We start from the raw sequence: 21,171 nt of genomic DNA, 5'->3' as shown, positions 1-21,171 counted from the left end.
GTTGTAATTGAAAAAAATAGAAAAAGCAATAAGTATTGAAGAAGATGATTCATTCAAAACAGTATTGTCCAAATACGGTGCTTTAGGTCTTGACAAACAAGAAAATCTATCCGAATTAATTGGCGAAACCGTTGGAGATTTGGACATTGAAAAGGGAACTGTTCGCTTTGGCGAAAAAGTATTTCCAGTTCAGATATTAGGTTTCCATATGCAGGAGTCCAAACAGTGGTCTTGGGCATGGGATAGCGAGGAAATCTTTGGCAGGGATTTAATTCAGGGAGCCCTTGAAATCAAAGCTATTGGAGATAAGTTCGGCATTGCCGAGTTCAATACTCCCATTTTAAATTCCACTTATGATGATTGCCATACTTTAGCGGTAGCCTGTGTACCTATCTTAAAAATGGACGGATATTATGCAGTTTCAGAAGACGGCATCGATATTTTTGTAGCCGTCAAGTCTGATTTGATAAAAGAAAATAATACTGTTGAGAAATTCAGAAATACTTACTATACTTTCCAAAAGAATTTCAATATTTATCCAAAAATCGCATTTGAAGCATATACCAAACTTAAGGGTTATGAATTCAAACCTCATGATGAGTTTTCCCTTGCAAAGATCGGAGAGTCTCGTGTAATGGCGGGATTTACTGATAGGGGAAATGTCACACGGATATTAGTTTTCGGTGACGGGGAAGAGTGATTATATGGATGCTGATTTAGTTGAAGAGATAGAGTTCATGATAGATTTATTGGCTAAATCAGGATTTTTTTCAGCCGATGAAATCATGGAGATACTTGAAGATCAGTTTATGGAAGAGGAAATCGATTTTTCGAATTTCAATATTTCCCTGACCGATTCATCAAATAATAACTTTTCCAAACTGGAAAATGCATTTTCAAGGCTTTCTTCTGAAAATATCGTAGCGATCCACAATTGCGGTTATGATATTGGGGAAGGAGTGGGGGATGCATTTGAATTAAATGTTCATTTGGCTAACAACAGGTTTAAGGCCGAAGGTTTTTGCTTCTATACTTTTGAAGATGTGGAAGAGGCAATTTTTGATGAGAAATTAAGGATAACCTTCGGCGATTTTGAAAACAATGAAATAAAGGCGCTTGAAATCGGCAAAACCGTATCCAAATATTTAAAAGATGAAGAGTTCACAATCAATTGGGATGAAACAATTAACAGCCAAATTGAGATTAATCCTTTCAAGTGGGACAAATTATATGATGGGGATAAGGAATTTGAGATTGAAGGGGCATATGATGTTTTTACAGCTAATCAGGTGTTAAAATGAATGCACGGTCTTTAAGATTAATTCGTGATGTCATTATCAATTCAGGCAAATGGACTTCAATTGAAGTCTCTCAGGATTCAATCTACATGGAGTTCAGGGACATTGAGTTGGGCGGTTCAAAATACAGGGATGAAATGTCTTTAACTGTTCGTTTTGCTGAAGATTCATTTTTCACAGTATTTTACAATAACATCTGGGATATAGAATTCTTATCTAAATATAATTATAAACACCGATTGCTCAGTGAAGACATATTATTTAAAGTAAAAGAAATAAGATTCATTGATTTTGAATATTTAAACACGTTTTTCTATAACTTTAAAAGCGAAAAAACAGTTTCTTCAGTTGAGGACTTCAATATCCACAACATCAGAAATGATTTTTTCATGTTGGTTGAAACTAATGAGGTTGCATTTGCTGCAGGTGGAAATCAGATGGATTTCTTTACACCCTTTGAAAGGCTGGATGATTCCTCTTTAAGAGACCTTTCAAATGACTGGATGCTTTATTTCTTAAATTATCATTTGAAAAGAAATTTGATTAAAGACCCAATGTGCATATGTTCATGGTAAAAAGAGATTTGTACTTAAATAGAATTTCGTCACTGATTGATAAGGACATCATTAAGATAATTGTTGGTGTAAGGCGATGCGGCAAATCCTACATGTTTAACTTAATCATAGACAAATTGCTTAAAAGGGGAATCAACAAAGAAAATATTGTTCTTATTAATTTTGAAAGTGCAAAATACAGAAATGTTTCAAATCCTCGTGAATTAGATTTTCTTGTCAGTGATTTGACAAAAGACATTGATGGAAAAATTTACATGTTTTTTGATGAAATCCAAAATGTTGATGAGTGGGAAAAATCAATCAATAGCTTTCGAATAGATTATGATTGTGATATTTACTTGACAGGTTTTAATTCAAAATTATTGTCTGGAGAATTATCCACTCATCTGGCTGGCAGATACATGGAAATTAAAATGTATCCGTTTTCATTTAAAGAATATTCGGATTATAAAAAATTCCTCCAAATAAAAATGCATTCACTGATTATTTGACATATGGTGGATTTCCATTTTTGTTGTCTCTAGAAACAGAAATTGATAAGATGGATTATTTAACTGACATCTTTAACTCAATATTTCTAAAAGACATTATTGAGCGATACAATATTAGAGATGCAGGTTTACTTACACGGATAGTTGATTTTATTTTAGACAATACTGGAAAAATTGTTTCTTCAAAAAGCATCTCTGACTACCTGCGCACAAAAGAAAAAATCAAGGTTTCACCAAAAACAATCTATAATTATCTAGATTATCTTACAAATGCATGTTTGTTATACAAGGTACAAAGAGAAGATTTGAAAGGTAAAAAAATACTATCCATAAATGAAAAATATTATTGTGTGGATCAGGGATTTAATCAGGCACGTATTGGGCTAAATCAAGTTAACAACAGCAGAATCATCGAGAATATAGTCTATTTTGAACTTTTAAGAAGAGGTTATGAAATAACTATTGGATGTGTTGGTGATTATGAGATTGATTTTGTTTGCAGAAAAATGGGTGAAAAACTCTATGTTCAAGTAACAAGGGAATTATCTCATGAAGACTCAATTGAAAGAGAATTTAGACCATTATTTCTAGTTAAGGACAATTATCCGAAATATGTCATATCTACTGATGAATTTGACATGTCTCAGGATGGAATAAAACATAAAAATATCCTTGATTTCTTATTGGATGATGAAATTTAATGAATCCTGTTTTGGCTGATGAATGGAAAAATTGGGGCAATTTCACTGGTATTGTGCATTTAAATTTGGCCGACTTTTTGTTGGATGAATTTATTTAAGGTAATTGCTCTCTATTTTCTGGACAGTCCAAAGATGATTATTTAGTTGTTTACATGGATTTATCAGCAATGGATAAATTTAAAAAGGAAAAATTAACCCGTTTCAGTTTCATGAAATTATTCTACGAGTCCATTATAAAAGCATGTAAAGAATCAAATATTATAACAATTGATACAGAGATTTTAATAAATCAAAATTCCAATTCTCATTAACTGTAATATTAAGAAAATGGTTTTGTAAAAGAAATTGTTGAGCCAAGTTTTATTGATACTCAACAAAAATTAATATAAAAAAAGCAAAGCAGGATTATTCCGCGGTAACTTCAATAGTAAAAGTCATTGCTTCAAGAGTTTCGGTTTGACCAGATTTAATGGAGTAAATAGGTGAACCGTGTAAAATTAGATTATTGTTAACTTCTCTGATTTTGTTATCTTTTACTTCTTGCATGTGTGTTCCTTCATAAAAGAAACCTGCATCTGAGTCGCCTTCTAATTCGTATGAAATAACTTCGCCACTATTTTTGTTAGTTGCATTAATTTTTAAAATCATAGTTTTAATCTCCAATTTTTGATAGTTATTATTATGTTTGTTAATGTTTTTAAATAATGCGGTTTAAATTTAATAATAATGTATCAAATTCCGGATTTTACTCTTTTTTTGCAAATACTAAGTTATCAATAATGTCCATATCTAAATTTTCTTCAACAATTTCGGCCAATCTATTTAGGGAATAGTCCTTTTGCGTTTCATATGGATCTTCACCATATTTGGCTTCAAGACCTTTTTTAACCCGGATATAATTTAAAAACTCTCTTCTGAAATTGTAATTGTGGAATATTCCATGGAAATATGTTGCAAAGACATTGTCGTTAGATGCCCCATCGATTTTTCCGTCATCATTATTTCCCTGACCTTTTTCAATATTTAAAAGTGGTGTGGAATTTAAAAGTTTGCTGGTTCCTTCATGGATTTCATAGCCCCTTACCTCTTCGCCTACAATGTTTTTAAATATTTCACCTGCAAGTCCGTTGATGTCTTGAGGTATTGTTGCAATTGACTGTGTAACGATTTTTCCAGCTCTTGAAAAGCTTGATTCAATATCTAGGAGACTTAATCCATTTATTGTCCCATGACTGGACTCACGTTTATCTTCATCATTAATTACATTACCCAATATTTGCAGGCCGCCGCAAATTCCGATAATGGGAATTTCAGCTGATTTTTCAATTATTCTATCTGCAAGGCCGCTTTCACGAAGTGCATGCATATCCTCTGTTGAATTACGAGTACCTGGAATTAAAATAGCGTCAACATCTCCAATATCATCATTAATGCCAATCATTTTAAGGGAAACATCATCTTCATACTCAAACGGGTCGATGTCTGTGAAATTAGCTATTTTCGGAAGCCTTATTACTCCAATGGTAATTTCCCGATTCTCTGCAAATTCATGGGTTGTTAGGGATGCCGAATCCTCTTCTGGCAATTTTAAAGTTTCGTCATAGGGCAATACTCCTAAAACGGGTTCGCCAGTTATCTCTTCAATTCTATCAAGGCCAGGTTTTAGGATATCGAGGTTTCCTCTGAACTTATTGATTACGGTTGCTTTTAGGCGGGACCTGTCATTATCATCAAGCAATACATAAGTTCCGGCAATGGCTGCAAAAACCCCTCCCATTTCAATATCTGCTATCAATATTACATTTGCATCAGCGAGGTGGGCTATTTCCATATTGGCTATATCTTGATCTCGCATATTAATTTCAGCAGGAGAACCGGCACCTTCAATGATTATAATGTCATATTCGTCTGATAAAATCTTAAAACTTTCTTTTATTGCATTAAGTGCCGTGTCATGGTATTTATGCTGGTAGTCATAAAAGTTCATATCTCCAACGGATTTTCCCTGAATTATTACATTTGAAGTGAAATCTCCTTTTGGTTTTAATAAAACCGGATTCATATGTATACTTGGTTCAATCATTGCCGCTTCCGCTTGTAGCATTTGTGCTATGCCTATTTCTCCATTTTCTTTTGTGGTGTATGAGTTTAAAGACATATTTTGGGACTTGAAAGGTGCTACTTTATATCCTCTGTTTTTATAAATTCTACATAATGCTGCTACAAGCATACTTTTTCCGGCATTTGATGATGTTCCTTGAACCATGATACAGTTTGTCATGCATTAATATATTGAGTTGATATTATAAATAATTTAAAAATGAGAAAGTTTTAATCTTATTTGAAGTATGGATTTCGCATATTTTGGTGAATGTCAATAATTTTGGAATACAAAATCAGTAAACAAAACTATTTTCATGACATGTTAAAACAATTGTTGGAAATGGTACTCATTGAACGCATCAATCCTGAAGTCAAAACGGATATGGCCTATAAAGTAACAGAGAAAGATAAAAGAATACTGGGGGGAAATAAGTTACTTGCTCTCAATTAACATTCATCATCATTATTCAAAACTTCTTTTCTGGAACGATTTGGCATATCTCAGTGAAAAACAAGATTGATTTGTGAAAAGGCGGCCGTTAATGTTAATGTCACCTCATTAAATCAAATCTAAAAAAGTAGCTATTGAATTATCAACCTTATGTTAATGGAAACATAAAATTACTCCCAAAAACTATCTTATAAGTGAAATTAAAAACCATCAATCCAATATGATTAAATTTGAAAATGATAAAAAAGCACAAATTTATAGTGTAGAAAACCACAAAAATATAGTTTAATGAGGTTGAAAAAATATGTCAGAAGTATATTACGAAAGAATACTGGATGAAACAATTGAAAAAAGACTTAAAATGGTGGGGGCAGTTATTATTGAAGGTCCAAAATGGTGCGGTAAAACAACAACTGCAAAACAACATGCCAAAAGTATTTTACAACTACAGGATCCAGACAATAGGCAGAACTATTTGGAGTTAGCTGAGATAATGCCTTCAAAATTATTAGAAGGTGAAAAACCTCGATTAATTGATGAATGGCAGGTCGCACCAGTATTGTGGGATGCTGTGAGAACAAAAATAGATAATACTCCAGGATACGGTCAATTTATCCTAACAGGTTCAACAAGCATTAACAATGATGAGATTATGCATACAGGAACTGGACGCGTAAGCAGAATGACAATGCTGCCTATGAGTTTATATGAAAGCAAGGAATCTAACGGTAAAATATCCATTTTGGAATTATTCAAGAATCTGACATGAACATTGATGGAATTGAATCAGAATTAACAATTGAAGATTTGGCATTTGCAACCTGTAGAGGAGGATGGCCAGAAAGCATCATACAAACTGATAAGGAAGCACAGTTATTTGTTGGTGAAAATTATGTGGATAATATTTGTAAATCAGACATATCCACAGTTGATAGAGTTAAAAGAGATCCAAACCGAGCTAAAAAAATATTAAGATCATATGCACGAAACAATTCCACAGAAGCAACAAAACAAACCATTTTAAAAGATGTTAGGGGAAATTATCCCGACATGGCTTACTCCACATTGGACGATTATCTAAAAGCACTATCCAAATTATTTGTCACAGTAGATATTCCTGCCTGGAATCCGAATATACGGTCAAAATCTGCAATAAAATCATCAGATAAACGAGAATTCATCGACCCTTCAATAGCAACAACTCTGTTAAATTTAGACCCTGAGGGATTACTGTTCGACCTAGACACATTCGGACATATATTTGAAAACTTATGCATGAGAGATTTATCCGCATACACTTCATCCATGGGAGGGCAAGTATTCTACTATAGAGACCGTTACGGCTTGGAATGTGATTGTGTATTAACTTTAAAAAATGAAGATTATGCATTAATAGAATTTAAATTAGGAAGTACAAAAATCGAAAAAGGAGTAAAAAACTTATTAAAACTTGACAGTCTCATTAAAAAGACGATTTCTGAAACTGATTTATATATTAAAGAGCCAAAATTTTTAGCAGTGGTAACTGGAGGAAAATTTGCCAAAACAAGAGAAGATGGAGTAAAAGTCATTCCAATAGGATGTTTAAGATAAAATCATAATAAAAAACATTTTGAAAATCCAAAATGTAAACTATACTCCGAAACTAACAGAAAACATAACATCCATCTTTTACATTGACGATTGTGTTCAACTATTCAAACTAATTTCTGAAAGGATTTATATACCTCGCAGTAGAAAACAAAATTGATTTGTTAAATCCTTGCTGTTAATGTTAATGTCAACTCTTTTTATTTTATTTAATTAAGACTCGTGTTTATTTCCTTTGAAACATTTAATAGTCTCGTGTAGTTTTTCACTTTCTTTTTCAACCAGAAACCTTAGTGTATCCTGAAAATTTATTCCTTTGGTGTATTCCTTAACATTGTCGAGATAGTCTTGTATGGTCAGGGTCAATGTTTCTTTTCCGCTGCATCCGCTGCTGACCATAAAAAGGATTGCAGATTGAAGCAGAGGTGTTGTGATTTCAAGGAACTGTCTGATAACCTCCTTGTCAGGTAAATCCTTAAAGCTAATTTGAACAGGAAGGTTGCTGTTCTTTTTGTTCAATCCAGATAATGTATGGATTTCAATTTCAAAGTACCTGTAGAAGGATTTTACTGTTGAGAGATACAATACAGCTGATGAATACATCATTGTCTGCTGGAGATGATTGTTGTAGCTTATCAGTCTCCTTTTTAGTTTTCTGTGTTTCCATCTTGCTCCTTTATCTTCTTCAATCAATTCAGCCAATGTTGTTTCCGGAACCGTTCATGGTGTTTCAACATGTAGGTGATTGATTGTGTACTGCTTTTTTTAAACCCATTGCTTATGCAGTATTCTTCTATCGGGTCGCTCATATTTTCATATATCATTTTTAACTACCTTTTTAGTTGTCCGAGAGCATTTGAAAAGAAATATTTTAAATGTACATATTTGTACATGATGTCGAAATGTTAATTCTTTTAGTTACTTTTGTTTACTAAAATAGAAAACTTTTTATATATCTTAAGTTTAAATAAATATTTAAATAGTATATCAAACTTAATTTTTTAATGATGAATTCTATTAAAAGGGAGGTTTATTAATGAAATTTGAAGAGCAAGAATCTATTGAAGATTCTCAAAGTGAAGAAATTATTGAGCCGGAAATAAAAGAAACTGGTGAAAGTGAAGAAAACCAACCCATGTTAGATTATGATAATATTAAAAGTTCACAAGATATTGAAGTTCCACCCTTATTAATTGATCAGGTAATTGGACATGAAGAGTCTATTGAAACAATTAAAAAGGCAGCTAAACAAAGAAGGAATGTTTTGCTTATAGGTGATCCTGGTGTAGGTAAATCAATGCTTGCAAAAGGTATGGCGCAAATTTTGCCACATGAAAGTCTTCAGGACGTGTTGGTATATCCTAACATGGAAGATAACAATCATCCACTTATAAGGTCAGTTCCTTCTGGGGAAGGTAAAAAAATTGTAAAAGCAACAAAAGGGTCTGCAAAAGGTCATGAAGAAAGAAAAACCATTATTACAATGTTTGTAATTGGCGGGATATTGGTAATCGGATTTATGTATGGCAGATTGCTGGAATCTATTATTGCAGCAGCGTTAATTTTACTTATATCTATTCAAATAAAACCAAAAAATACAAGCATGGCTCCAAAATTATTAGTTAACAATGAAGAATCAAGATTTGCACCATTTATGGATGCAACTGGAGCACATGCTGGCGCACTCCTTGGAGATGTACGCCACGACCCATATCAATCCGGAGGGCTTGGAACTCCAGCACATGAACGTGTGGAAGCGGGAATGATTCACAAAGCTAATAAAGGGGTTTTATACATTGATGAAATTGGTACAATGAGCATGAAAACTCAACAAGAATTGTTATCTGCAATGCAGGAAAAACAATATTCTATCACCGGTCAAAGTGAAAACTCAAGTGGAGCAATGGTGAGGTCCCAAGCGGCACCATGTGATTTTGTTTTAGTGGCATCCGGAAACCTTCAAGTTCTTGAAGGAATGCATATTGCAATGAGATCTAGAATTAGGGGATATGGTTACGAAGTGTTCATGAAAGATTACATGGAGGACACGACTGAGAACAGAGAAAAATTAGTTCAATTCGTAGCTCAGGAAGTTAAAAATGATGGAAGGATTCCTCATTTTGCAATTGATGCTTTAGATGAAATTATCATGGAAGCCAAAAGAAGATCAGGTAAACAAAATGCATTAACTTTAAGGTTAAGGGACTTAGGCGGACTTGTACGTTCTGCAGGTGATGTGGCTATTGAAAAAGGAGAAAGTATTGTAACCGCCGAACATGTGGTTGAAGCTAAAAAATACGCAAGAACATTGGAACAACAAATTGCTGACAGATCCATTGTTCAAAGAAAAGATTATAGTATGGTTTCTGCTGAAGGTGGAAGGGTTGGTCTTATTAACGGACTTGCAGTAATTGGAGACAGAAGCGGTATTGTATCACCAATCGCCGCTGAAGCAGCACCGACCCAATCTAAAAATGGCGGTCAAATCATTGCCACAGGTAAACTAGGTGAAATTGCTCAGGAATCAGTTCAAAACGTAAGTGCATTAATTAAAAAATACACCAACAAGGATATCTCTCAATATGATATTCACATTCAGTTTATCCAAACTTATGATGGTGTGGAAGGGGATTCTGCCAGTGTAAGTATTGCAACAGCAGTAATTTCAGCTATTGAAGAAATCCCGATTGATCAAACTGTAGCATTAACCGGTTCACTTAATGTGCGTGGAGATGTAATGCCTATTGGTGGAGCAACTGCTAAAATTGAAGCGGCAGCGGAAGCTGGAATGAAAAAAGTATTGATTCCAAAATCTAACCTAAAAGATGTTATGATTGAGAAAAAATATGAAGATATGATTGAAATAATCCCAACTGAAACTCTAAGTGATGTTTTGGAAAATATTTTAATTAGCGGATCCAGTAAAGATAAACTAATTGAAAAAATGAAAAACATCGGGTCTAAAGTTGTTAAAAAAGTTCCACAAACTAATTTAAACAATCCAACTACTCATTAGTTGGGTTTAACTATTTTTTTTATTTATATTGGGGACGTGACATGGCTCAAAATTTTGTATAACTTATTTGAATAATATTATATGATTCCTTGCTCTAACAGTTCAAAAATAAGTAAAATTTGGAAATTATAATTTATTCTGAACGCGAAATAATCATGTTCCGACATCTATTTTATGCATATAATTAACTTTATATATTTTTTAAATCTAAAATACTCACATGGTGAGAAAATTTAGATTTAATTTTGCTAAATTAACTAGTAAAGCTACTTCACAATTGGCTAAGTATGGTTCTGGTGAAGGTAAAGCTATACCAGGGTATATATTTTTAAAAGTTGGTGGAATCGAATCTTTGAGGGAATTGGCTAATGAACTTAAATTAGGTTCTATTTTAGTAACAGGTACTAATGGTAAAACAACTACAACAACTTTTTTAATTAAATTATTATCTAATGATCTGAAAATAAGAAAAAGTTTTGAAAGCAATACAATCAATTCAATCACAACTAGTCTTTTAAAACAGAAAGGGGATTTGGGTGTATTTGAATATGGGATAAGAAATGTCGAATTCGGAATTCCCGATAAAGTTCAAAATGTTCTAAAACCAATTGGTGTAGTTTACACGACTATTTCTAAAGAACATACTCAAGTTAATGGGGTTAAAAACCCGTTTTTATCATATTACCATGCGAAAAAATTGTTAACACAAGATATGGAACATGGAGTGATTGTAACTAATTGTGATGATCCAAGAACTGCATTAATAGGTATTAATAAACAGGATAGAGTTAAAATCAATTATTATGGAATTGATACTGATAAAATAAAAGATATCTATGATGTAGGCTCAGTAAAATGCCCTAAATGTAATGAACATGACTTAAATTACTCTAAAGTATTCATGAATCATAGGGGATTTTATGAATGTGAATGCGGATTCAAACGTCCAGAACCAAATGTCAAATTATGCGACATTGAGTTCGGAGTCGATTATTGGAAATTAGAAATTGAGGGTGATTTATTTAATTATCCTGCAAAAGAAAATGTTTCTTTTGAATTGGAATTGAATGTTCTTCCATTCGGATTTCACAATATCTACAATACATTAGCTGCAATTACTGCATATGCATCATTCACACCAAAAATTGATAATATAGAGAATACTATTAAAAATGTATTTGACAATTTAGACAGCTCATTTATTCCACCTGGAAGATTTGAAGTTGTCAAATTTAATCAGAAAGTCATCGGTTTAGGTCAGGGAGATAATGGAGACGCATTAAAAATAAATGGATTGTTTATGAGTCAATTTATTAAGGAACCATTGGAATTTATTTATACTACTCCTGATGAATATGAGGAAGAAATATTTCAGGACCATCTAAAAACAATTGAATGTCTAAATCCCGAACATATAATTGTTGTTCCGGGAAGAAAATCTGTAAAAAAAGCCGAAGAATATTATAATTTGATTAAAAAAGAATTTGATAATGTTGATTTTTATCCATTGAGTTATAAGGAAATGGATGTTAAAATTAAAAAATTAACAGAGTTGGCTACACATTCCAACTACGATTATGTTATGATGTCTGGCTGCGGCGAAGAACAAGCAATGTGGGAAAAAATAAAAAGAAATATAGTTAATAGATAATTTTGCTATCTATAATTTCTTTAATTGTTTTATAAAATTCACAGTCACTTTCTTCCATTTTTTCAAAGTTTGAATCAATGTTGCAACTGCAAATGTCACTTTTCCCGATAACATATTCTTGGGAGCCTTTTTTAACTAAGATCCCGAATAATTTTTCTTCAGGGTCACTATATGTATCAAATTCTTCCTGTGTGAGCTGTAGGTTATAGTCTTTAATAGAAAATATGTCGCATTCATTCAAAACAGGTACAAATGTCATCATACCGTATGGGAGGAATATATTTTCATTTTCATGGATTTTAATGAGTTTCTCTTCATATGAGTCCTCATCTGTTATTCCATAACCTTTCATCTCCAGGATATTATTTGTTTTCATGTAATTTTCATCATCAATGACAAAAGCAAGTAAATTAGGGTCAATATAATTATCGCATGTAGCTCTAATATTTTTAATAGTTTCACCAATGTTCATCACAAATCGCCTCGAACTTTTCACATAATGATTTTACTTCCTCAATTTTATCAATTTCACCGATCCACTCTACAGGTATCGAATCATAACCATAATAAATTCCAGCTAAACCGCCGCAAATAGCCGCATTCGTATCAGTGTCTCCGCCAATATTTACAGCTTCAAGTACTGCATCTTTGTAATTGTCAGTTGTAAGAAGTGAATGCACAACACATTCAAAGGTATAAATCACATAACCTTTGCCACTTAAGCAATCCAAATCATTGTTGAATATCTTTTCAAAGTATATTAGTTGATTGGAATCTTTATAATATTCTTTAATTTTATCATATGCTAAATGAAGGTGTTCTTCAATTGTTAAATTGTTTTTAAGCATGGATTTAGCTATTTCGACATATAGTACGCAGGCAATCTTTGACCTTGCATGGGCATGGGTTAAAGCTGAAACATTTTCAATAGTCTCATAATCAATATCTCCAATGTATGATAGCGGCAAAATTCTCATTAAGGAACCATTTCCATTGTCTTGCTCTTCTCCACATCCGGATTTTAATGCGGGAATTCCTCTTTGATAATTAGCAATAGCCGTTCCAACAGTTATCCCGCAATCGAATACTACGCTGCCTTGCATATATTTGGCATAATTATGCCAGTCACAGAATTTAATCATCATATCTTCCAGGTCAATTCCATTTTTTTCCACGATGCTGTCCATTGTAGCAAGTGTCATTGCAGAATCATCAGACCAGGTTCCTTTAGGCTGATTATATGTGCCATGACCTCTCATGCCAGTGACAGGATTTTTCCTAAGTGTTTTTCCTGATTTAAACTCGACAGGAACTCCAAGTGCATCTCCAACAATAAAACCAATTATGCCATCCTGAACTTTCATGTCTAAATCTTTATTGATTATAGTAATTAATTGTGTTTATCGGTTAATTTTATAATTTCATAAAACAAATTTTATATAGATGATTATAAAAACAAAAAATCTCTGTTTAAGGCATTGGCGCAAATCGGATGCCGAATCTCTCTACAATCTGGCTAAAAATCCAAACATTGGTCCTGTTGCAGGTTGGCCACCTCACAAAAGCATTGACTATAGCTTGAATATTATTAATACAGTATTTGCTCGTGATGAATGTTATGCAGTAACTAAAAATGATGATTTAATAGGTTGTGCCGAGCTTTTAATTCACCCGGACACTAATCATTGGTGGGGGGAGGATTCAGCTGAACTTGGTTATTGGATAGGCAGTCAATATCAGGGTAGAGGATATGCGAGCGAAGCCTCTAAGGCATTAATTTCAAGAGCTTTTAATCAGTTAAACATTAAACGAATTTTTGCAACATATAAAAGTGAAAATATCCAGTCTAAGAGAGTTTTAGAAAAATTAGGATTTGAATACTACTCCCAATTAAATAATATTGATTATTTGAATAGGCCTTTTCGCGAAATCGCTGTGATATTAGAAAAATAGTTATATATTAAAACATATTAACTTTAACTAATGACAAGAATATGTAAAAATTGTGATTTTGTTAATCAGGATGATTATGATTATTGTGCTAAATGTGGAACTCCACTTGTTGAAGGAATTAAACCTAAACAGATTTATGTTTACAAATCAGATCAACTTCAAATAAATAAAAAAGCACTTATTGCAGCTTATATTGTAACTATATTTTTGTCTTGGTGTGGTTTTGTAGTGGGTCTTATTTCAAAACATACTAATTTGGCAGTTTTCACATTCTTCGGTTTTTTCATGCCATTTTATCTGGTTCAATCACCTCATCCAACCTTAAGAAAGCATGGCATGATTATGATGGTAATATCTCTTTTTGGTGTAGCGCTCTCGTTTTATGTTATGCTTCATTAAAAATGAATAATTAAACTGGGATAAATTTGATGTTTCCTAACAATATTTGTATTGGAATCATAGGAACGTTAATTCCATTTTGAAGCATTGCAACACTCATGGAATCTCCTCTGGACATGGTCCCGGCAACATTTTCATTGCTTGCATAACCATTGTATGCATCATTTGACCTAATGTTGTCCACTATGCCAAAACCGAAAATGGCTTGAGCAGCATGATTGTTTACACTGACGATTAAATGAGGACTCTTATTATAACTGTATTCCATAATTTCCTTTACAGCCCCATATGGATCTTCAGGATTGTTTATATGGACATTATGCAATGTTTGTCCTTGTGAATTAATGGAATTTCCGGGATAAATCCATTCAAATCCAGTTATGGAAAATGATGCGGCCATATCGATACTTGCATCTTCCTCTGCATCTTCTGCAACCACTATCACAGGACTATTTATAGTAATTGTTGATAATAACAAGACCATCACTACAATTCCTATAAGGATAAAATGTATCTTTTTCATAATTATTCTTTTAAGAATTTTAAATATTAATACTTAACTTTTTTAATGAATTAAAACATATATAAATTCATAGAAATTTTGGTGATAATGTGATTATAGGCGGTTCATCTTCACAAGACTTAGCAGCTAATGTTGCAAAAGAACTCTCAGAAGAGTTATGTTATGTTGAAACTCGAAAATTTCCAGATGGAGAAAGATATTTAAGAATTATTGGAGAAATTGAAGACGAAGTAACAATTATTCAATCAACAGGATATCCTCAAGATGAAAATTTAATGGAATTATTATTTATAATTTCAAACCTTAAGGATTTGGGAGCAAAAAAAGTCAAAGTCGTTGTTCCTTATATGGGTTATGCAAGACAAGAAAAACGATTCAATCCCGGCGAAACAATTTCAGCTAAAATCGTCTGTGATTTAATTCAAGCGGCCGGTGCTGATGAGTTTATCACTTTCAATATTCATGAAGAATGTGTTTTAAACTTTTTCGACATCCCTGCAAGAAACATATCAGCCATGCCTGCTATTGCAGAATACTTGGATAAAAAATACTTTAAAAAAAGTGGTGAAAAACCATTAATTATCGCACCGGATAAAGGGGCCTACGGTTTTGCACAGGAGATATCTGAAATTATCGGATGTGAATGCACTTATTTAACTAAAGTCCGTTTGGGGCCTGATAAAGTCGAAACTAAAATAGTTGATGTTAGATGTGATAGTGAGAGTGAAAACACTGTTAATGTTGATAGCGTAAAGGGAATGCATGCAATTATTATTGATGATATTATAGCAACTGGAGGAACTATTGTTAATGCTATTAACATCTTAAAACAATATGGCGCTTCATCAATCGATGTATGTTGCGTACATCCAATTTTAACCAATAACGGAGCTACCAGAATTTATTCTGCTGGTGCTGATAAAATCATTGGAACTAACACCTTATCTTCTGACACTTCACGGGTATCTATTGCAAAAGCGATTGCAGATGCATTGAGGCAGTAAAATGGATAAAGAAACTATTAAAAAAGAATTAACTGAGGAATCAAATAATATTTTGGCTAAGTATAGTGAACCTGATGTTGTTGATGGGGTTTCTGTAATGAATATGTCTTCAAAAACAGTATTTTTAGGTTCTCTTAGGGTTTACAATGAAGATGTTGTAGGTAATATTAAAAAGGATTTAGAAAAAAGATTTAAAAATTATGGGGATTTATCAATAAGGGATGAAAAAGTTGTTCCTTGCTGTGCTCCGAGATACATACATATTAGTTTCAATATTTCAATTTCCAACTGATATTATGAAGGAATTCAAATTAAAATCACCTTATAATCCATTAGGCGATCAACCAAAAGCCATTAACTCTTTAGCTCAAGGAATAAATGATGATGTAAAAGAACAAACACTTTTAGGTGTAACCGGTTCTGGTAAGACTTTTACAATGGCAAATGTCATTGAAAAAGTCCAAAAACCTACACTTGTCATTTCACATAATAAAACATTGGCAGCACAATTATATGAAGAATTTAAAGAATTCTTCCCAGACAACGCTGTTGAGTACTTTGTTAGCTATTATGATTATTACCAGCCTGAAGCATATGTGCCAAGAACGGATACATTCATTGATAAGGAAGCTTCAATTAATGAAGACATTGATATAATGAGACATTCAGCAACCCAATCTCTCCTTTCAAGAGATGATGTTATTGTTGTAAGTAGTGTAAGTTGTATTTACGGTATTGGGTCTCCTGAGGATTATGGCGAATTTGCTTTCGGAATTCATGTTGGCGACATTTATGATAGGTCTGAAATTCTAAAAAGATTGATTTTCATGCAGTATGAGAGAAATGATATTGAATTCGACCGTGGACAGTTCAGGGTCAGAGGAGATGTCATTGAAATTAATCCTGTTCATGGAACGCCGCCGATTAGAATTGAATTGTTTGGTGATGAAATAGATGCAATTAGCATAATTGACAAGGTCACTGGAAAAAAGCAGGAATCCCTTAAAAGATACATGATTTACCCTGCAAAGCATTTTGTCGTTGGCCAGGATAAGATGGATACCGCTCTTTTAAAAATTAATACTGAATTGGATGAAAGATTGTCTGAGCTAAATGCAACTGGAAAGTTATTGGAAGCTCAAAGACTGGAGCAGAGGACTCGCTTTGATATTGAAATGCTTCAGGAAATGGGGTATTGTCCGGGAATTGAAAATTATTCAATGCATTTATCAGGACGTAAATGGGGAGAAAAGCCATATTCCCTATTGAAATATTTTCCAGATGACTATTTGACCATCATTGATGAATCTCACGTTACTGTTCCTCAAATTAGAGGAATGTATAATGGAGACAGAGCGCGTAAAGAGACTTTAGTAGAGCATGGTTTCAGATTGCCTTCCGCTAAAGAAAATAGGCCTTTAAGATTCGATGAGTTTGAATCATCAATAAATCAGGTTATTTATGTATCGGCAACACCGGGCAAATATGAACTTGCAAAATCAAGAAATGTTGTTGAACAGATTATCCGGCCAACTGGTTTAGTGGACCCGGAAGTTTTAATAAGACCAGTAACCGGCCAGGTAGAAGATTTGCTTAAAGAGGTTAGATTAACTGCCAAGAAGGACGAAAGAGTTTTAGTCACTACTTTAACAAAAAGAATGGCAGAAGACCTAACAGATTATTATGCGAGAATTGGTATTAAAGTAAGATATATGCACTCTGAAATTGATACATTAGAGAGAATTGATATTGTTGATGATTTAAGGCGCGGCAAATTTGATGTTTTAGTTGGTGTAAACCTATTGAGGGAAGGTTTGGATCTTCCTGAAGTTTCTTTAGTAGCTATTTTAGATGCAGATAAGGAAGGATTTTTAAGAAATGAAACTTCATTAATACAGACAATCGGCCGTGCCGCAAGAAATGTTAACGGTCGTGTAATAATGTATGTGGATGACATGACCGATTCTGTTAGAAATGCATATGACACTACACTTAAAAGGCGCAAATTGCAAATGAAATATAATGAAATTCATGGCATCACACCAAAATCCACTCAAAGAACATTAAAAGAGAAGTTAGCTGAAGAAGATGACAAATACAAAGTCATTGGTGCTGATGTCAATAGTATGCCAAAAGATGAGCTTCGTTTATTAATTAATGATCTGGAAAAAGATATGAAAGATGCGGCTGCAAGACTTGACTTTGAAAGGGCAGCTGATTTGAGAAACAAGCTTTATGCCTTGAAAGGATTTGATAGGTAGTTTTTAATTTATTTAGATAACGGCATCACTGAAGATGTCCTTATTGGGAGATGAAACAATGCCATTCTATTGGGATTTACCGGATAATTTCTCAATTAAGTGCAGGACATTAAACAATATTGATTTTAAATAAATTATTGATTATCAATCATATGTTAATTTTTACTTTCCAAATGCTCTGTCTAAATTATTTTATATATAATCAGATCTAATAATATTATGGAGTTTTATTATGACTAATGAAGATAAAAAGCAAATTATCATCAAAGGTGCACGTGAACATAATTTACAAGATATTGATGTTAGTGTCCCCCGTGATGAATTTATTGTAATTACTGGTCTAAGCGGGTCTGGAAAGTCTTCACTTGCTTTCGATACAATTTATGCTGAAGGACAGCGTAGATATGTTGAATCATTATCAGCTTATGCAAGGCAATTTTTAGGTCAAATGAAAAAGCCTGAAATGGAATCCATAGAGGGTTTGTCTCCAGCCATTTCAATTGACCAGAAAACTACAAGGGAAAATCCAAGATCTACTGTAGGTACAATTACTGAAATTTACGATTATTTAAGATTATTATTTGCAAGAATAGGTATTCCGCATTGTCCTAATTGTGGAAAAGAAATCTCACAACAGACTATCGGTCAAATTGCTGAGACTATCATTGAAGAAGGGGAAGGAATTAAAATTCAAATTTTATCTCCTGTAGTTCGTGATAAAAAAGGTCAATTCAAAGATGTTTTTGAGGACCTTAGAAATAAAGGATTTGTAAGGGTTCGTGTTGATGGTGAAATCCGTGATTTAGATGAGGATATTGGTCTTGCAAAGACTTACAGGCACAATATTGATGTTGTTGTTGACAGATTAAAAATTAGAAAAGATGTTGATTTTAAAAGGAGATTGGTTGATTCTCTAGAAACTGCAGCGGAATTCACAGACGGATTAATTAGTGTGTTATTTGACGGTGATGATGGGGAGTATGAGAAAAAATACTCTGAACATTTTGCTTGTGTTGATTGTGGAATAAACTTTGAAGAATTGACTCCAAGGATGTTTTCCTTCAATGCTCCACAAGGAGCATGTCCAGAATGCAATGGTATTGGTTCTAAATTAGAAATTGACCCGGATTTGGTAGTTCCGGACAGGTCATTAACTTTAAATGAAGGAGCTATTGTGCCATGGGCAAGTTCGGCTAAAAAAGAAAATTATTACTTCCAAATGCTTGATGCCGTTTCTAAACATTTTAATTTCAGCATGGATGTTCCATTTAATGAACTTGATAAGGAATATCAAAACATAATTCTTTTTGGTTGTGATGAGAAGATCCCATTCAATTTTAAAAGAAGAAATAAATCTTATATGGTTAATCGTAAATTTGAGGGTGTCGTTCCAAGAATGCAAAGATTATACTTTGAAACTAAATCAAGCTATTCAAGAAAATACCTCTCAAAATTCATGTCCGATAGGAAATGTTATGTCTGTGACGGTAAGCGTTTAAGGCCTGAAGTATTAGCAGTCACTGTTGGCGGAAAATCAATCATTGATGTGTGTGATTTAGCAATCAAAGATTCATATCAATTTTTCCAAGATTTGGAATTAAGTGAAAGAGAAAATTTCATCGCAAAAGAAGTTTTAAAAGAAATTAAAGAGCGTTTAAGTTTTTTAGTTGAAGTGGGCCTTGATTATTTATCCATGTCAAGATCATCAGGTACATTATCAGGTGGTGAAGCTCAAAGAATTAGATTAGCTACTCAAATAGGTTCTGGACTTGTTGGAGTATTATACATTTTAGATGAACCAAGTATAGGTCTTCATCAAAGGGATAATATCAAACTTATTGATGCATTAAAAAGACTTAAAGACTTAGGTAATACTTTAGTGGTTGTCGAACACGATGAAGAAACCATTTTATCAGCAGATCATGTTGTAGACATTGGTCCGGGAGCTGGTGAGCATGGCGGTAAAGTCGTAGCTCAAGGAACACCATTGGATATAATGAATAATCCCGATTCAGTTACAGGCCAATACATCTCAAGGGTTAAAAAAATTGACATACCAAAACAGAGGAGACATGGGAATGGGAAATTTATTAAAATTATTGGAGCTGAACAAAACAATCTTAAAAATATTGATGTTGAAATCCCTCTAGGTAAATTTACTTGTGTAACTGGTGTTAGTGGTTCTGGTAAAAGTAGTTTGATTAATGAAATCCTATACAAGGGAGCTCAGGGCAAATTATCTAAAAAATTCATGTTCGCCGGAAAATATAAAGAAATTGAAGGGCTTGAAAACATAGATAAAGTTATTGCAATTGATCAAAAACCTATTGGAAGAACTCCCAGATCAAATCCTGCAACATACACTGGTGTATTTACTGATATTCGTGAGTTATTTGCAAATACTCTTGAATCAAAAGCAAGAGGTTATAAACCTGGAAGGTTCTCATTTAATGTTAAAGGAGGAAGATGTGAAGCTTGTTCTGGTGATGGTATTGTTCAAATTGAAATGCACTTTTTAGCTGATGTTTATGTTCCTTGTGAAGTTTGCGGTGGTAAAAGATACAATGAAGAGACTTTAGATATTCGTTATAAAGGTAAAAATATTTATGAAGTCTTAGAAATGACTGTTGAAGAAGCTTTAGAATTCTTTGAAAACATTCCTAAAATCACTAAGAAACTTCAAACATTATATGATGTTGGATTAGGATATATGAAGATAGGTCAACCTGCAACAACATTGTCTGGTGGGGAAGCTCAAAGAATTAAGTTGTCTAAAGAGTTATCAAGAACCAGCACTGGTAAAACATTATACATTCTTGATGAACCAACTACCGGTCTTCACTTTGATGATATTAAAAGACTTTTGGATGTACTTTATAGATTGACTGATGCAGGTAACTCTGTTGTTGTTATTGAACATAATTTGGATGTTATTAAAACTGCGGATCATATTATTGATCTTGGTCCTGAAGGGGGAGATGGTGGTGGAGAGGTTATTGCTACTGGAACTCCTGAAGAGATTGCTAAGGCTGGAACTTACACAGGTGAGTTTTTAGAGCGCATGCTTGATGAAAATATCACTCCTTATGCTAAAGAATTAGTAGAGGATATTGGTAAATAATTTCTTCTTTTTATTATTATTTTTTTAAATTTTC

At 33.2% G+C, this 21,171-nt stretch carries 17 protein-coding genes and 2 pseudogenes; 13 read left to right on the top strand and 6 right to left on the bottom strand.

The genetic code is table 11. The features are described from left to right. Positions 1–7: 7 nt before the first annotated feature. The 4 genes and pseudogenes from Q9968_RS02970 (at position 8) to Q9968_RS02955 (ending at position 3,065) form a co-directional block, all read left to right on the top strand. The gene (locus tag Q9968_RS02970; RefSeq protein WP_305513318.1) at positions 8–700 is read left to right on the top strand and encodes a DUF6882 domain-containing protein; all 693 of its coding nucleotides are present in this window, start codon (positions 8–10) and stop codon (positions 698–700) included. A 4-nt stretch (positions 701–704) separates the two neighbouring features. Beyond that, positions 705–1,301, top strand: coding sequence for a DUF6891 domain-containing protein (locus tag Q9968_RS02965; protein ID WP_305513316.1), 597 nt, complete (start codon positions 705–707; stop codon positions 1,299–1,301). Beyond that, entirely contained in the window at positions 1,298–1,873 is a 576-nt protein-coding gene (locus Q9968_RS02960; RefSeq protein WP_305513315.1) for a hypothetical protein, read from the top strand. Before Q9968_RS02965 ends, Q9968_RS02960 begins: the two co-directional genes overlap by 4 nt. After that, positions 1,867–3,065: pseudogene (locus tag Q9968_RS02955) on the top strand (ATP-binding protein). Before Q9968_RS02960 ends, Q9968_RS02955 begins: the two are co-directional and overlap by 7 nt. A gap of 405 nt (positions 3,066–3,470) precedes the next feature. On the opposite strand, the gene Q9968_RS02950 reads toward Q9968_RS02955, so the two are convergent. Both Q9968_RS02950 and cobQ read right to left on the bottom strand, forming a co-directional pair. Then, complete coding sequence (locus Q9968_RS02950) at positions 3,471–3,713, bottom strand: hypothetical protein (RefSeq protein ID WP_305513313.1); 243 nt, start codon at positions 3,711–3,713, stop codon at positions 3,471–3,473. Between the two features lie 97 nt (positions 3,714–3,810). Then, positions 3,811–5,346 carry a cobyric acid synthase CobQ gene (gene cobQ / locus Q9968_RS02945; protein WP_305513311.1) on the bottom strand — a complete coding sequence of 512 codons (1,536 nt, stop codon included), beginning with the start codon at positions 5,344–5,346 and terminating at the stop codon, positions 3,811–3,813. 577 nt (positions 5,347–5,923) lie between these two features. Here cobQ and Q9968_RS09655 point away from each other — a divergent pair. Continuing rightward, positions 5,924–7,212 (top strand): annotated as a pseudogene (locus Q9968_RS09655) (DUF4143 domain-containing protein). 210 nt (positions 7,213–7,422) lie between these two features. Here the strand turns inward: Q9968_RS09655 and Q9968_RS02930 are convergent. After that, the gene (locus tag Q9968_RS02930; protein WP_305513305.1) at positions 7,423–7,902 is read right to left on the bottom strand and encodes a hypothetical protein; all 480 of its coding nucleotides are present in this window, start codon (positions 7,900–7,902) and stop codon (positions 7,423–7,425) included. Between the two features lie 343 nt (positions 7,903–8,245). On the opposite strand from Q9968_RS02930, the gene lonB reads away from it, so the two are divergent. Both lonB and Q9968_RS02920 read left to right on the top strand, forming a co-directional pair. Further along, the gene (lonB, locus tag Q9968_RS02925) at positions 8,246–10,225 is read left to right on the top strand and encodes an ATP-dependent protease LonB (protein WP_305513303.1); all 1,980 of its coding nucleotides are present in this window, start codon (positions 8,246–8,248) and stop codon (positions 10,223–10,225) included. A gap of 220 nt (positions 10,226–10,445) precedes the next feature. Further along, complete coding sequence (locus Q9968_RS02920; protein ID WP_305513301.1) at positions 10,446–11,876, top strand: Mur ligase family protein; 1,431 nt, start codon at positions 10,446–10,448, stop codon at positions 11,874–11,876. On the opposite strand, the gene Q9968_RS02915 is transcribed toward Q9968_RS02920, so the two are convergent. Both Q9968_RS02915 and Q9968_RS02910 read right to left on the bottom strand, forming a co-directional pair. After that, positions 11,866–12,348, bottom strand: coding sequence for a hypothetical protein (locus Q9968_RS02915; RefSeq protein ID WP_305513300.1), 483 nt, complete (start codon positions 12,346–12,348; stop codon positions 11,866–11,868). The genes Q9968_RS02920 and Q9968_RS02915 overlap by 11 nt on opposite strands. After that, on the bottom strand, positions 12,335–13,240 hold the full coding sequence (locus Q9968_RS02910; protein WP_305513298.1) for an ADP-ribosylglycohydrolase family protein: 906 nt from the start codon (positions 13,238–13,240) through the stop codon (positions 12,335–12,337). Before Q9968_RS02910 ends, Q9968_RS02915 begins: the two co-directional genes overlap by 14 nt. Positions 13,241–13,319: 79 nt before the next feature. Here Q9968_RS02910 and Q9968_RS02905 point away from each other — a divergent pair, with 79 nt between their 5' ends. Next, a complete protein-coding gene (locus Q9968_RS02905) occupies positions 13,320–13,829 on the top strand; it encodes a GNAT family N-acetyltransferase (RefSeq protein WP_305513296.1) in 510 nt (169 codons plus the stop codon). A gap of 30 nt (positions 13,830–13,859) precedes the next feature. Beyond that, positions 13,860–14,228, top strand: a complete 369-nt coding sequence (locus Q9968_RS02900; protein WP_305513294.1) for a zinc ribbon domain-containing protein — start codon at positions 13,860–13,862, stop codon at positions 14,226–14,228. Between the two features lie 10 nt (positions 14,229–14,238). On the opposite strand, the gene Q9968_RS02895 is transcribed toward Q9968_RS02900, so the two are convergent. Then, positions 14,239–14,751: a hypothetical protein gene (locus Q9968_RS02895; RefSeq protein ID WP_305513293.1), complete on the bottom strand. Its 513-nt coding sequence runs from the start codon at positions 14,749–14,751 to the stop codon at positions 14,239–14,241. An 89-nt stretch (positions 14,752–14,840) separates the two neighbouring features. On the opposite strand from Q9968_RS02895, the gene Q9968_RS02890 reads away from it, so the two are divergent. From Q9968_RS02890 to uvrA, 4 genes are all read left to right on the top strand, one after another. Then, positions 14,841–15,755, top strand: coding sequence for a ribose-phosphate diphosphokinase (locus Q9968_RS02890; protein WP_305513291.1), 915 nt, complete (start codon positions 14,841–14,843; stop codon positions 15,753–15,755). 1 nt (position 15,756) lies between these two features. Next, on the top strand, positions 15,757–16,047 hold the full coding sequence (locus tag Q9968_RS02885; RefSeq protein ID WP_305513289.1) for a hypothetical protein: 291 nt from the start codon (positions 15,757–15,759) through the stop codon (positions 16,045–16,047). 4 nt (positions 16,048–16,051) lie between these two features. Further along, on the top strand, positions 16,052–18,016 hold the full coding sequence (gene uvrB / locus Q9968_RS02880) for an excinuclease ABC subunit UvrB (protein WP_305513287.1): 1,965 nt from the start codon (positions 16,052–16,054) through the stop codon (positions 18,014–18,016). A 232-nt stretch (positions 18,017–18,248) separates the two neighbouring features. Next, entirely contained in the window at positions 18,249–21,137 is a 2,889-nt protein-coding gene (gene uvrA, locus Q9968_RS02875; RefSeq protein WP_305513285.1) for an excinuclease ABC subunit UvrA, read from the top strand. Positions 21,138–21,171: the final 34 nt, after the last annotated feature.

Source organism: Methanobrevibacter sp. V14 (assembly GCF_963082475.1).
Classification (GTDB): Archaea; Methanobacteriota; Methanobacteria; order Methanobacteriales; family Methanobacteriaceae; genus Methanocatella.
Note: the sequence above shows the minus strand (reverse complement) of the source record. Positions and strands in the feature narration are given on the sequence as shown.